Origin of the sequence: Prevotella sp. HUN102 (assembly GCF_000688375.1) — a bacterium.
Classification (GTDB): domain Bacteria; phylum Bacteroidota; class Bacteroidia; order Bacteroidales; family Bacteroidaceae; genus Prevotella.
This window is the reverse complement of sequence record NZ_JIAF01000004.1, coordinates 927,309-941,855: the sequence shown is the minus strand read 5'-3', so window position 1 is coordinate 941,855 and position 14,547 is coordinate 927,309. Positions and strand designations below refer to the sequence as shown.

General features: G+C 47.5%; 8 protein-coding genes and 1 pseudogene. 1 reads left to right on the top strand and 8 read right to left on the bottom strand.

Annotated features, from left to right (window positions below):
• Nucleotides 1-139: 139 nt before the first annotated feature.
• From P150_RS17115 to P150_RS0108830, 8 genes and pseudogenes are all read right to left on the bottom strand, one after another.
• Nucleotides 140-1,702 (bottom strand): annotated as a pseudogene (locus tag P150_RS17115) (endonuclease).
• A gap of 50 nt (nt 1,703-1,752) precedes the next feature.
• On the bottom strand, nt 1,753-2,328 hold the full coding sequence (locus P150_RS0108865; RefSeq protein WP_028897372.1) for a chromate transporter: 576 nt from the start codon (nt 2,326-2,328) through the stop codon (nt 1,753-1,755).
• A 14-nt stretch (nt 2,329-2,342) separates the two neighbouring features.
• A complete protein-coding gene (locus P150_RS0108860) occupies nt 2,343-2,954 on the bottom strand; it encodes a chromate transporter (RefSeq protein ID WP_028897371.1) in 612 nt (203 codons plus the stop codon).
• A gap of 377 nt (nt 2,955-3,331) precedes the next feature.
• Complete coding sequence (purL, locus tag P150_RS0108855; RefSeq protein ID WP_028897370.1) at nt 3,332-7,075, bottom strand: phosphoribosylformylglycinamidine synthase; 3,744 nt, start codon at nt 7,073-7,075, stop codon at nt 3,332-3,334.
• A gap of 803 nt (nt 7,076-7,878) precedes the next feature.
• Entirely contained in the window at nt 7,879-8,295 is a 417-nt protein-coding gene (locus tag P150_RS0108850) for a hypothetical protein (RefSeq protein ID WP_028897369.1), read from the bottom strand.
• 16 nt (nt 8,296-8,311) lie between these two features.
• Nucleotides 8,312-9,094: a glycosyltransferase family 2 protein gene (locus P150_RS0108845; protein WP_028897368.1), complete on the bottom strand. Its 783-nt coding sequence runs from the start codon at nt 9,092-9,094 to the stop codon at nt 8,312-8,314.
• The gene (locus tag P150_RS0108840; protein WP_028897367.1) at nt 9,091-10,365 is read right to left on the bottom strand and encodes a glycosyltransferase family 4 protein; all 1,275 of its coding nucleotides are present in this window, start codon (nt 10,363-10,365) and stop codon (nt 9,091-9,093) included. The genes P150_RS0108845 and P150_RS0108840 overlap by 4 nt, the downstream gene beginning before the upstream one ends.
• A gap of 988 nt (nt 10,366-11,353) precedes the next feature.
• A complete protein-coding gene (locus P150_RS0108830; protein WP_028897366.1) occupies nt 11,354-13,600 on the bottom strand; it encodes an inorganic phosphate transporter in 2,247 nt (748 codons plus the stop codon).
• Nucleotides 13,601-13,815: 215 nt separating this feature from the next.
• On the opposite strand from P150_RS0108830, the gene P150_RS0108825 reads away from it, so the two are divergent.
• Nucleotides 13,816-14,445 carry a helix-turn-helix domain-containing protein gene (locus P150_RS0108825; RefSeq protein ID WP_028897365.1) on the top strand — a complete coding sequence of 210 codons (630 nt, stop codon included), beginning with the start codon at nt 13,816-13,818 and terminating at the stop codon, nt 14,443-14,445.
• The last annotated feature ends 102 nt before the right edge of the window (nt 14,446-14,547 follow it).

The following is a 14,547-nucleotide window of genomic DNA, read 5'->3' as shown; positions in this document are numbered from 1 at the left end:
ATACGGAGCCATCCTCTTTCAGAGGGTGGCTTTTTTGTTTCTTTGTTGTCAGGTACTACGCAATGGATAAATGAAAATCCTCATCTCTTGCTGCTAAACAAAAGATGAGGAGAATTATTTATTGTGGTTTCCGTGGGCTTTATCTCACAACGAACTTCTTACCATTCAGTATGTAAATGCCACGTGGAAGAGTAGAGACTGCCTCTGCTGTTCCTATGCGCTGGCCTGAGACGGAATATACATAGCCGTCAGCCGTCTTTGGAGCTGTTGATGTGCTATTGATTGCAGTTGCAACAGGGTCGAACTTGTAGAGCTGCACTACATTCTGTTGCGTCTTATAGCAAGCGAAGCGAGGCGCATCGGAGTTGTAGCTGATAAGTCTGCAGTTGGTGGAGATTTGCGCACTGCCATTATAGATTAATATTTCCCATTTGTTGAACACGTCAGCAGAACTTTGCAGCGTATTCTTATCGGAATTAATCATCAGATACTGCTTTTCTGAAGCATCATAAAGACTGTATGCGCCTGCTTTTCCACCCAACGTGAGCTGATGTGGCTTGTCGTTTGCATCGACGGCAGTAGTGATTTGGTCGCCGCTGATGGTAATGCCGATATGCTTTCGGTATTCGTTTTTAGCCTTTATCTGCTCGCCCAGAGCCACGTTCTTGGATTCACAGACGATGAGGTATTGCTTGCCGATTTCCAACTGGCTTTCGTTTGTAACCTTCTTGAAGACACGGATGTCGGTATCTGTCGTCGGGTCGGTAGGATTGGTTGGGTCGGTCGTAGGCTCTGTCGGGTCGGTTGGATTTGCATTTTCACTTCCCGGATATACACCGCCGATGCCGTTGAGATTCGCCGGAATCGGGCTTGCGTAGTTGTCATAGCTGAAAGCCACCTCGGTAGAGTCGCCCCAGATATAAACTTCGAGTCTCGGATAATCAACAAATGGGTTACGGTTCTTCTGAACTGCATAAACGGCATTGTTGCGGAGGATTTCCTTCTGGCTCACTGGGGCTTCCTTTGCCCAACGCATCAGCATATCCATCTACCATTTCACGTAAGGACGGTATTCGTCTCTCTGAAGAATGGATGAATTCCAGTTTGTAATCGCAGCTTCGTAAGCTGTTGCCATATAGAAATAGATGCGCGCAAAGTCTCCCTTGTATTCGTCTGCCGGCTCAAACACCGTACCGCTTCCACCCGGAGTGGTGCAGTTGCCCAACTTGCTGAAGCCATTGTGCGACTTGTATTTCTCTCCGTTATTCTCGCCGAACGGCCAGTTGCTGCGCTTTCCGTTTACGTAGCCGTCTGAAGGAACTACGTGTATAGCATCGCTGACCATTGGCGATTGGCTGTTGAGCCAACTCTTTGGGAACGAGTGTTCACGGTTGTAAACATCGCCTTCCTTTGAGTAGCTGCCGGCTTGGCCTTGGCCGAGTCTGTAACTCGTTGTGTTGGAATACATATCCCAAACTTTCCCATCTGGACGCTTGTCTGATGTATGATAGGTTTTCCACAATCCATCATAAGATGTAACTTGGAGAGTTCCGATGATTTGATAGAGTTTGGTTTTAAGCGTCTTGCCCTTGAATCCATTTGCACTTGCGTAGTAGCTGCCTGTGTTATTGGGAGCCTGTGCCCACGCCAATGCAGCGACGCTTACTGCGAGCACAAGTAAAATTTTACGATGATTAAACATAAGTTATTTTGTTGAAATTAATTTCCTGAATAGCGATAAAGGAAGGCTTGTCAATAGAGCAATACCAGTCCTGCTACTGCTGCGTAGCAAATCATTCTGATAGGATTGATTTTCAACCACATCGTACCTACAAAGGTTGCTGCGAACAATGCCACACTAATTGAGAATTGCCAGAGATTGATATTGGGAGCAGAGAAGTTCTCGGCATTGCAAAGCAGGAGCGTTGCTGCTGCCAACAACCCCACAACAACTGGTCTGAGGCCTGAAAATACGGATTGAACGATGGGCGTGTTCATATATTTGAGGAACATCTTGCTGATGAGAAGCATCAATATCAACGACGGAAGCACGAGCGCGAAAGTTGCAGTAGCACTCCCGAGAACCGACATTGCCGTGCCGAAACCAGCATTGTGTACTGCCGTATAGCCACAATAGGTTGCGGAATTGATGCCGATAGGGCCCGGCGTCATCTGCGAAATGGCTACGATGTTTGTAAATTCAGCCGACGAAAGCCAATGATGGTTCACGACAGTTTCGGTTTGAATGAGCGACAGCATTCCGTAGCCACCACCGAATCCGAACAAACCTATTATAAAGAAGGTGTAAAAGAGTTGAATGAATATCATATTATTCTGCATTTTTATTCTGTCGGCACTACAAACTTACCATACAGATAGCCTCCCACGCCTGCTGCGATGATAATCCATACCGGATTTACGCCGAGCGCATATATCAGCAAGGCCGTGAGCACAGGAATCCAGCAGTTGGTAAATGTTATCTTTGCGCTCTTTGCCATATTGAATGTGGGTACGGCAATCAATGCAACAACAGCAGGACGAATGCCGCGGAACATTGCCGCTACCCAACCAATCTCCATAAAACTGTGGAAGAAGAGGGCGATGGCAAGAATAATGAGGAACGACGGCAGCACCGCGCCAAGACAAGTGCAGAGTGCTCCCCTCACATTGCGCAGTTTGTAGCCGATGAATATGCTGATGTTTACAGCGAAAACTCCGGGACAACTCTGTGCAATGGCAATAAGGTCGAGGAACTGGTCTTTGGGAATCCATTGCTTCTTGTCCACCACCTCGCTCTCTATAACCGGTATCATAGCGTATCCGCCACCGAGCGTGAATGCGCCGATTTTGAAGAACGTCTTGAAAGCGTCCCAATAAAGCGAGAAATCGCTTCCTCCATTCTGTGGAACAGAGGGAGCTTTCTCCTTTGCTGTTTTGTTATTTTCTTCCGTCATTTTAAGACTGTGGTTATCGGTGTCTTGAAGTCTTGTTTCATTGAACCGAGGTTTTGCTTCATTGAATCTAAGGCTTGTTTCATTGAATCAATGCCAATAATTCCTCATTGAAAGTCCAATCTTCCTGAACTCCTGATAACGTCCTTGTGTTAATGCGAGTTCGATGAGTCAAGAGTGCTTTTATTACCCCACGAGTAGGGTATCAGCACACCCCACGAGTGGGGTATTATCACACCCTACGAGTAGGGTTTGAGCGGCACCAACGGATTGGTACATCCAAAAGGAACGGGCCGGATGCGTCCGTAGTGTCCCATTAGATGCAGTTGGCGTTGTCAATGCTTGATATTCTTGAATGAAATCATCGAACCCACGCTGTATTATTTAATTCTTTCTTCCACCCACTTGCGAGCGTTCACAAAGGCTTCAATCCAAGGAGTAACCTCATCATTGCGACGGTCGAGCGGATACCAAGCGTTCTGCCAAGGGAAAATGGCACGCTCCAAGTGCGGCATCATAGCCAGATGGCGGCCGTCTGCCGAGCAGATACCGGCTACATTGTAATCAGAACCGTTTGGATTGGCCGGATATTCGGCGTAGTTGTATTTGGCAACAACGTTGTATTTGTCTTCGGATTCAGGCAACTGGAACTTGCCTTCGCCGTGTGCCACCCAAATACCCAGTTTGCTGCCGCTCAGCGAACCGAACATCACGCTGTTGTTCTGCGGAATGCTCAGGCTGAGGAAGCTGCTTTCAAATTTATGGCTGTTGTTATGGAGCAGGTGCGAACGGTACTTGTGCTCCGGATTGATAAGATTCAGTTCCACCATCAACTGACAACCGTTGCAGATACCCAGCGAAAGCGTATCCTCGCGGGCGTAGAAATTATCGAGAGCCTTCTTAGCCTTTTCGTTGTAAAGGAACGCACCTGCCCAGCCCTTTGCCGAACCGAGCACATCGGAATTAGAGAATCCGCCGCAGAATACAATCATATTCACTTCTTCCAATGTCTCGCGACCGGATATAAGGTCGGTCATCATCACGTCCTTTACCTCGAAACCTGCAAGATAGAGCGAGTAAGCCATTTCACGCTCGCCGTTCGTTCCCTTCTCACGAATGATAGCTGCCTTTGGTGTTGGCTGATGCGTGTCGGCTGCTTCCTTCCAACGATTTGGATTCAAGCCGTATTGTGCGAGCGTACCCGTGAAGTTCTCGTTGAACCTCATTTCAACAGCCTGTTTCTTGTAGTTGTTATGGCGGTCGTCTGCCGTGCCGTTGAAACTCTGCTTACGGTCGAGGAGGTACGAAGTTTCGTACCAAGTCTCGCGCATAGCGTCGATATCAAACTCCTTCTTGAAGTTTCCATCGGTAACAGACAGCGTGCGCTTCTTCGTATCGGGCGAACCGATGCGCGCAAAGCCGATGCAGTTGTCCTCAAGGAATGCCATTACCTCGTCGATGTGAGCGTCGGCAATCTGAACAACCACGCCCGGATTCTCGGCAAAGAGCTTCTTGATAACGTCATTGCCGCCGATGTCGTGCAGATTTATCTTCAGTCCACCTTCCGGATTGGCGAAAGTCATTTCGAGCAATGTGGTAATCAATCCACCGGCAGAAATATCGTGGCCGGCGAGAATCCATCCACGGCGAATCATTTCCTGAACGGCATCGAAGCAGTCGCAGAAATACTGCGCCTCCCTGACCGTAGGAACATCCGAACCCACCTTGCCCAAGCTCTGCGCAAAGGCTGAACCACCGAGACGCTGCTCGTCGAAACTGAAGTCGATATGCAGCAGACGGGTGTTCTTGTCGTTTACCAAGACAGGCGAAACCACCTTGCGTATATCGCTTACCTCGCCACCACTTGAAACGATGACCGTTCCCGGAGAAATAATCTTCTCGCCGTTAGGATACTGCTGTGTCAATGAAAGCGAATCCTTACCCGTAGGAACATTCACGCCGATAGCGCAGCAGAAGTCAGACAACGCCTTCACGGCACTATACAGTCGTGCATCCTCGCCCTTCTGTGAGCGACAGGGCCACATCCAGTTGGCTGAAAGGCTGAGACTGTCCATACCGTCAGCCAGCGGTGCCCACACAATATTGGTCAATGATTCGGCAACAGAGAGCACCGCACCTGCTTCCGGACTTGCAAGACCGGCCTGCGGAGCGTGTCCCAATGCCGTTGCGATACCCTTTCTACCACGGTAGTCGAGTGCCACGACGCCACAGTCGGACAATGGCAGTTGAATCTGTCCTTGGCATTGCTGGCGCGCCACCTTGCCCGTAACGGAACGATCGACCTTATTAGTAAGCCAATCCTTGCACGCCACGGCCTCCAACTGGAGCACACGCTTGAGGTATTCCTCCACATTATTTATATCGTAGGACACGTTCTCGTATCTGCGTTCCACCGTTTCGTCCTTCATTATAGTCTTGGGAGAGTGTCCGAACATCTGCGCAACGTCCAAATCGAACGGCTTCACGCCGTCAGCCTGAACGAAAGAGAAGTGTGCATCGCCCGTAGTTTCGCCAACCACATACATAGGCGCACGTTCGCGCTCGGCAATCTTCTTCACGTGGTCGAGGTGCTTCTCGTCTATGAGCAGTCCCATACGCTCCTGCGATTCGTTGGCGATAATCTCCTTTGCGCTCAATGTCTTGTCTCCGATGGGCAACTCACCCATATCAATCTTCCCGCCACATTCCTCTACCAACTCGCTCAGGCAGTTCAAGTGTCCCGCCGAACCGTGGTCGTGGATGGAAACCACCGGATTGTTGTCCTCTTCCACCAATGCACGCACCAGATTGTAGGCACGTTTCTGCATTTCCGGGTTGGCACGCTGAATGGCGTTCAGCTCAATGCCGTTTGAATATCGTCCGGTATCAACGGAAGAAACAGAGCCTCCGCCAAGACCGATGCGATAGTTGTCGCCACCCACCACGACAACCTTGTTGCCCGGCTGTGGTTCTCCCTTCAGGCAGTCGCGCTTTGCACCGTAGCCCACGCCGCCTGCAAGCATAATCACCTTGTCGTAGGCATATTTCTCGCCGTTCTCCTGATGCTCGAAAGTGAGCACAGAACCGGTAATCAACGGCTGACCGAACTTGTTTCCGAAGTCGCTCGCACCGTTGGAAGCCTTCGTGAGAATCTGCTGCGGCGTCTGATACAGCCATTCGCGCATCGGAAGAATTTCCTCCCAATCGCGCAATGCAGGCGTTTTTCCGTGTCCGTCGGTCAGTCGGGGGTAAGAAGTCATATAGACAGCCGTACCCGCGATAGGCCACGAGCCTACACCTCCACCCATACGGTCGCGGATTTCGCCGCCCGTACCCGTGGCAGCACCATTGAAAGGCTCCACCGTGGTAGGGAAGTTGTGCGTTTCAGCCTTCAGCGAGATAACGCTCTCGATGGGCTTGACGTGGAAATAGTCTGCCGTGCTCTGATTCTTTGGGGCAAACTGCTCAATCTCCGGTCCTTCGGCAAACGCCACATTGTCCTTGTAGGCAGAGAGAATCTTGCCGGGATTCTCCTTCGTGGTCTTCTTGATCATTGCGAAAAGGCTGCTCTCCATCACTTTTCCGTCGATGATGAACTCGCCGCCGAAAATCTTGTGTCGGCAATGTTCGGAATTAATCTGTGCGAATCCGAAGATTTCTGAATCGGTCAGCGGTCGGCCGTTCTCCTTCTCCACCTTGTGGAGATACTCCATTTCCTCGGGCGAGAGTGCCAAACCCTCTTCCTCGTTGAACTTTTCCAAGTCGTCTACCTGCTTGATAGGCTCCGGCTGAAGGTCTACGGCAAAGATGTTCTGGTCCAATCCGTCGTAGTTTCTGAATATCATCCGGTCCGGATTGGCATCCATAGACTGCGAGGGGAAGTACTCCTCTATACGCGAAATGCCGTTAAGACCCATATTCTGAGTAATCTCAACGGCATTCGTACTCCAAGGAGTAATCATTTCTCGGCGCGGACCCAAATAAAAGCCCGACAATTCCTTGTCGTCTAATAATTTTGCGTCTCCGTAGAGCCAACTTAACTTGCTGATTTCTTCCTGACTGGGCTGATGGTCTATCTCAGTCGCAATCACTGTATCACTGAACGCTTGGAAAAATAGAATCATTTTGAAGTTCTGTATAATATAAGTAGGTGTATGATTTCTGTTGCAAAGATACATTAATAATAGGAAAACGCAAAATAAAAATATTATTTTTCCAGCAACATTCTTTGCAAATAGCTGCGCAGTCAGCGAGGACACAAGGCTGATACTTGCAACCCAGACGGCACGAATGGATATTTCGGACTCCATTTTACATCGAGTTCAGGATAGGATGACTGGAAGATTTCGCACACATTTTGCAAAATCACAGATCTAAGCCTACTCTTCCGGACACAGTTTACATTATCATACAGATGTCTGTTGTGAATATTCTTTACAAAACACGCTCCATAATTCGATTATTTTGTATAAAATATTTTTTGTTTTCAAATACGCAAGTTTTGCGTGTGCAATCGCAACCTGCTGAATAAAAGAGACATGTATTCTCCCGACATACACCTGTGCAGTCCTACACGGAAAAAAGGTTCCTATTTAGGATAATAAAACAGACATAATGAACTTGTTTTAACGCTTATTCAACGTATTTTTCCCTTCTATTCTTGCGACAAACGCTCTGCAATCTTGCGATAAACGGTTTGCATTCTTCGCAAGAATGCAGACCTTTCTTCGGATAATTGCATAAGGAAAGAGCGAAAAACGCAATCTGATGCTCCGAAAATGGTTCGGAATTTTCTATGATGAGAAAAATATTTGTGTGTTTTTCAGTAATTGATTTTTACAAAAACAATGAGATAATGATGAAAAAGCGTAATGGAATGGGGGAGATAATCTTAGTCCGGTTTTAACTCCGGACTAAGATGTTTATACTATTTTTCTTCAGCTTTCTTGTCTTCTTTCTTTTCCTTTTTTCCAGACAGACCCATCTTCTTGAACAGCTTTTTGGCACCATCGCCTACTTTCCTTGCCACTTTTTCAATGGCCTCGCCCTCGCGTTGGAAGAACTTTTCGGCACCGGAAGATATGTTTTTCAAGCCTTCCTTTATCTGAAGTTCGGCTGAATCTTTTCTGTTTTTCGTGGCCTCCTTGCTTTCATCAACTGCTTTGGAGGCTTTTTTCGTACTGTCGGAAACGGATGCGCTCTTTGAAGTTTCTGTTCTTACGGCTGTCCTTGTAGTGGTTTTCTTTACGGGATAGTTCAGCACGGCATTGGTTTGACCCGATGCCTCGGATGCGAACAACAATGCAGCGAGGATGAGTGCTGCAAATACGATGTTTTTCTTCATAACTCTCTGTTTTAATTTATTTCCTGATAAACTTTCTTATTACGAACCACGCATGCCGAAAGACGGTGTTGAGAAGTCCGTAATGGCGGCTCATTACTCGGAAACGCTCCTTGAGCGAATCACTGTGATGGAGGGTTGTCTGCCCCTCCTGCAAATAGTTTGCCACAACGGCGTGAACGTTTCTGTGCGAAAGTCCTTTCTCCTCGCTCGCTTTCATCACTTTGATGCACCAATCAACGTCGGCAGAGTATTTATATTGTGTGTCGTAAGGAATGTTTTGAGCAATGTCCAGTCGGGCATAAAATGCCTGATGGCATACGAGCATACCATTCCTGAACGATTTCCACGTGAGTGTCTCGGGCGGCTGAAGCCTTCTGTGATAGAGGAATATGCCGTCTTCGTTGATAATGTCCGTATCGCCATACACCACGGCGGGGCTTTCTTCTCCGTCGCCACCCTCACAGAAGAGCGAAACCTGCTCTAATGTGTCGGCAGCAGCGAGTCTGTCGCCTGCGTTCAGGAACAGAATGTAGTCGCCCGTAGCCATTCGCAGTCCTTTGTTCATCGCATCGTATAGCCCTTTGTCGGGTTCGCTCTGGATTCTTACCACGTGTTCGTTCTCGGCTTCATCGGAAATCTGCTTGTATGCCTGCGCCATCTGCACCGTGTCGTCGGTGGAAGCACCATCTATAATAAGGTGTTCCACGTGGGGAAAGTCCTGCATCAGCACGCTGTCGAGCGTAGGTTGCAGCACTTTCGAGGCGTTGTAGGTTATCGTAACAATGGATATTGTAATCATAGTTGGTAGTTCTTGATGGCCATAGCTTGATTGTAAACTTCAATGTATTTCATTGCCACGCTGTGCCTTGAATAACATCGGAGCACTTTGCTCACGGCGGCGGCAGATAGTCTTTCGTAATTTTCAGCGTCGAGCACCCAGTGAATGCCCACGGCCAAGTCGTCGGCGTCCTTCTCGGCAGCTACGTAGCCGTTCACTCGGTGGTCTATCATTTCGGGAATGCCGCCCACACGGAAACCCACGCAGGGGATTCCGCACGCCATCGACTCCATAATGGTGTTCGGGAGATTGTCCTCGAGAGATGGCAGTACGAATGCGTCTGCCGAATTATACACGTCTCTGATTTTCTTTGGGTCGCTCACGTAGCCTATCGGATAGACCGGGAGTGCGAGCTGATGCTCCAGTTCCTCGGAATGTCCGCCGAGAATGGCGATGCCCGTGCTGTTCTTCCATTCCGGATGCTGCTCGGCGAACTTGCCCACGGCGTCTATAAAATAGTCCATACCCTTACGTTTGTCCGTAACGCGCTGCGAAACGAAGAGGATGATACGCCTGTCGGTAGGCAGTCCGATGCGTGTACGTGCTTCTTTTTTGTTTTGAGGACAGAAGAAATGCGTGTCGATAGGGTTGGGGATGTTGGTTACGAACTGGTCAGTGAGCAGACTGCTCTTGCGTGCCTGACCTGCCAGCCACTGGCTGCAAGCCACAAACCAGATGCTGTGGTTCTTCAGAACGGCTTTCTTCTGTCTGAAAACTTTTGCCGAAAGGTCGTTCGTGCTGCCTCCGTTTGGCAGAAGAGGGCAGTGCCCACAGTCTTTCCTGAAGCCGTCGCAACCGTGTGCGTAGTGGCAGATGGACGATGCCGGCCAGAGATCGTGCATAGTCCATACAACTGGTTTGCCCGAATTTAGAATCTTACGGATGCTGCCAAGCGAGAGCATTCCCTGATTGATCCACGACAGATGAATGATGTCGGCTTCCTGAAACTCCCTGAGTTTCGTAATGTCCGTGCCGGCATTGGCAATGTCTATCTCGAAAAGATGCTTGCGGGAAAAGCGCAGGTGCCGGAAAATGCACCATCTTTCCCAAAGCAGGTGCCATTGCGAAACGATGCCTTGCTTCATACTTACCACGGTGATGTCGTCGGTAGTCTTGTCGCGCACCAGCATTTTTGCCTTCACTCCATTCTGGTTGAGGGCGTCTTTCAGACGGTTTGCAGCCACGGCGGCGCCTCCCGTCTTCTCACTTGTATTTACAATCAGTACACGCATCTGTTATTGTATTTCTGCAAAGATACGGAGAAAGAGGGAAAAAACATACGAAATGAATATTAATTAAGCTGAAACTATGATAGCAGACGGGTTAAGACGTAAACGAGTGAATGGGTGTTTTGCTTTTTGTATTCCAAAGAACTCTCCTTGTTCGCTCGTTCTCTCCCTTGTCTCCTTGTTGCCTTTATATCTTTTCCTCTCCTTTGACGTATGTCAAGAATGCGCAGATTTTCTGAACTTTTGCATTAAAAGTTTTGCGAGGAAGTGTAAAACCTACTACCTTTGCATCGTCAAAAGGTTAATAGATTGTTTAGGTTAGTAGTAATAGATTTAGGTTTTTAGTTATTTAAGGTAAAGTTTAACGATTGTAAGTTGGATAACAAAGGTTGCTGTGAGGCCCCCTTCAACAAAAGAACATTTTAGTTAAACATAATCAAACGCTGAAACTCGTTGAGAGTCTCAGCGTTTATTTTTTGCCTTTTCTGCCAAGAAAGCACGCTAATGAAGGAACAGGGGTGCGGACTTGCACATAAGTTACCTTATTATATGCAGGCAAATCCATCCCTGAACCTCTTCCCTTGTCTTCTTGTCTGCTAACAAACTTTTCAGTCGGAAATACCGTCAGAAATTCTCTTCCGTACAGTTGTTTTGCAATCTTCGCATAAATGCGTTGCAAACGTACGAAGAATGCGCTGCGTTTTTGCGAAGATTGCACGGCAATCTTCGCACGTTTGGAAATCAGTTTTCAATACGCTGATTTTCAATGATTTGCAAAACAAAGAATGTAAATGTGCTAACTTAGATTCAGATTTGACTGAAACATATAATAGAAGAGGTTGGAACAGGGCGGGATGGCTTGCATCGTGCAATCAAAAAGAGGATTAAGACATCACGTCTTAACCCTCTTCGCATTATCCGAGATACAAATTCATATCTAAATTTACCTAACTATTTCTGCTTATTGTTGATTTGCAGACTTCTGAAAATCCTATTCTGCAAACTTCTTGGCTGCACGCAACTGATGGCGCATAGCACTGAGGAACTGCTGACTCTCCTGCAATAAGTTCAGATAAACCAATGAAACTTGGAAATCTGCGTTGCCGTTTGCTTTCTGCATACGGTCTAAATGCTGCTTGCGGAGTACTGAAAGCTCGTCCTTCAACTGGTCTGCATCGGCAAGGACATCACGATAGCTTTCAAATCTGTTGGTGGATATAAAGTTTTCCGTCAGTTTCATCAGCTCGTTTATCTTGCGCTGAATAGGCTCAAACTCGTCTACAAATTCCTGTGGAACAGGATTGAAGCTGTTTCCGATATGTTCCTTGATGGGTTCGAGCATACGACGCAGGGCATAGACGAACTGCTGATTGCTGTTTGCGCCAAGATGGAACCAAGTGTTTCGCTCTACTGCCACTTCAGGTGGGCATTTCTTCAGTCCAAGCATTTCCTGACGGCGGAACTTCTTCAGTTCGTTGGTCTCCTGTTTCAGTTCTCTTGCCGAACGGCGAAGGTCTTTGAGGTTCTCATTCTGGAATCCGTCCACGATGAGATTGAACTGTTCTAGGGAGAATTTGCAGACGTAGGACTGCGTGCGGGACACCTGCCGCTGAAGCATATCCCAAACCAGTTCCGGATCGCGTGTGCGCATCATCAACTGGAAGATGTTATCTGTGTTTTCAGAAGACATCTTTTTCTTGTAAGCCTGATTGGAACGGATGAGCAGATAGATGACCAATGCCATAAATGCAACCTTGATGACGATGCCTCCATAGAACATTGCAAGGCAGACTACTGCACTGACAATGAATGCCGCACCTGCCGTGATGAACCATCCACCGATTACCGAGAGCACGCCCGTTACACGGAAGACTGCGCTTTCACGTCCCCAAGCACGGTCGGCAAGGCTTGAACCCATTGCCACCATAAAGGTAACGTAAGTCGTTGAAAGAGGCAGTTTCAGGTTCGTACCGATTGTGATGAGCATTGAAGCAAGTACAAGGTTTACGGCAGCACGAACAACGTCGAATGCCAGTTCCTGATCTTTTGGATCAGCTTCCTTCTTTGAGAAACGAGAGTCCACCCAATCGGACACGCCGGCCGGAACAACGCTCGATATTGAACCATTCATATTCTGTGAGAAACGCACGATTGCGCGGGCAGCTCTCGAACTTCCGAACATTTCGTCGCCTTCGTCCTGACGACTCAAATCGACACTTGTCTTGATAACGTTCTGCGCTTTCTTCGATGTTGCCATTGCAATGATCATAATCACACCAGCCCCCAGCAGCCATATCGGCGTGGTCTTCGCACTTTCCATCAGCGAAGTCATCATAAATGTTGTGTCGCTGGCTCCGTTTGCATTGGCAGTAAAGTCCTGATAGCAAGACAAACCTGCGAGAGGAACGCCGATAAAGTTCACAAGGTCGTTTCCGGCAAATGCCATCGCAAGGGCGAAGGTGCCCAAAAGAACCACCAACTTGAATATATTGACCTTACAGAAGTGAAGAATCTGCATCAGAATCGTGGAAACCACAAAGATAGCAAGCAGAAGAAACTTTGTGTTTGCATCGATATATTCTCTTACTTCGGCAGAAATATACGGACTCTTGCCGAGACCCTTCATAAAAATAAAATAGGAGAGTGCCGTGAAGGCAATGCCACCGAAGATTCCGATAGAGTAACGGGAGTGCTTTCTGTAATTAAAGGTAAAGACAAGACGCGACAGCCACATCACGATGACACCGAAAACGAATGCAATCGCCACCGAAACGAAGATGGCAATGATTACCTTCAATGCCTGTTCGGTGTTCATCAGGTCGGAGAACATCAGGGCGCCGTCGCCAAACATCTTGATGCAGGCAATGACAAATGTACCTCCAAGCAGCTCAAACACAAGCGAAACCGTGGTTGATGTAGGCATTCCGAGCGTATTGAACACGTCGAGAATGATGACATCAGTAACCATCACAGCCAAAAATATCGTCATTACTTCCTCAAAAGAGTATTGACTCGGTGTCATAATGCCGTGTCGGGCCACGTCCATCATTCCCGACGACATCACGGCTCCGAGGAAAACACCGATTGAAGCAATTATCACGATTGTACGGTAATTTGCAACCTTCACACCCACGGAAGATTGAGGAAAATTAACTGCGTCATTGCTGACGCCCACAAACAAGTCGAATACTGCCAAACAGAGCAGAAAGACGACGATACAAAGATACACTGTTTCCATCTTGTAACTTTACTGTAATACTTTTAAAATCTTTTGTCGGCAAAGTTATACAGCGCATATTACAAGACGATTAAACACATATTACAATTATGTTACAACGGGAATTAGTTGCTGAAATCCATCCGACTGAAAACAAAAATACATCAAATACAGCTTTTGGAATCGGTCTTAATCTAAAAATAAGTATCTTTGCAGATAAATAATGACAATAGACAATGTTACCGGATAAATATTTACATGAGCTCATTGCCCAAGGCGAGCACCAACAGCAGGACTTCAAGTATAAAATACAGGACGCAGTAAAGTTGGCTAAATCCGTTTCAGCCTTTGCCAATACGGAAGGAGGGCGATTATTGATAGGTGTGCGCGACGACGGCCATATATCGGGCGTGAAATCGGAAGAGGAAATCTTTATGATGCACGCGGCAGCATATAAATATTGTTCGCCGGAAAGCGACATTTCGTTCTCAACGCTCCACGTGGAAGGTCGCACTGTTGTTATTGCAACGATTCCTCCGACCCCCGATAAGCCTATTCACGCCATTGATGAAACGGGCGAAAGATGCGCATATATCCGTATTAAGGACGAGAATATTGCTGCTTCGTCGCTTCATTTGGAGATGTGGAAACAGGAACAGCAGCCTAAGAGTATGATGGAATACACGGAAAAGACACAGCACTTGCTGGCAATAATCAAAGAACATCCTGACGAAACCTTAAACAAACTGGTGCGCCTGTCCAAGATAAACCGATATACGGTCATTACCACGCTTGCACGCCTCGTAAGATACGGTATCGTCAAATGCAATTATGCCGACGATAAATTCAGTTTTGAGATAGCGTAATTGCACAAGATTATAAATAATTGTCCTTGTAAAAGAGCAAGAAGTTATATCAATCCCTCAATGAGGTACTGATGCTGTTTTTAAAAGTATAATGGTTGCAAT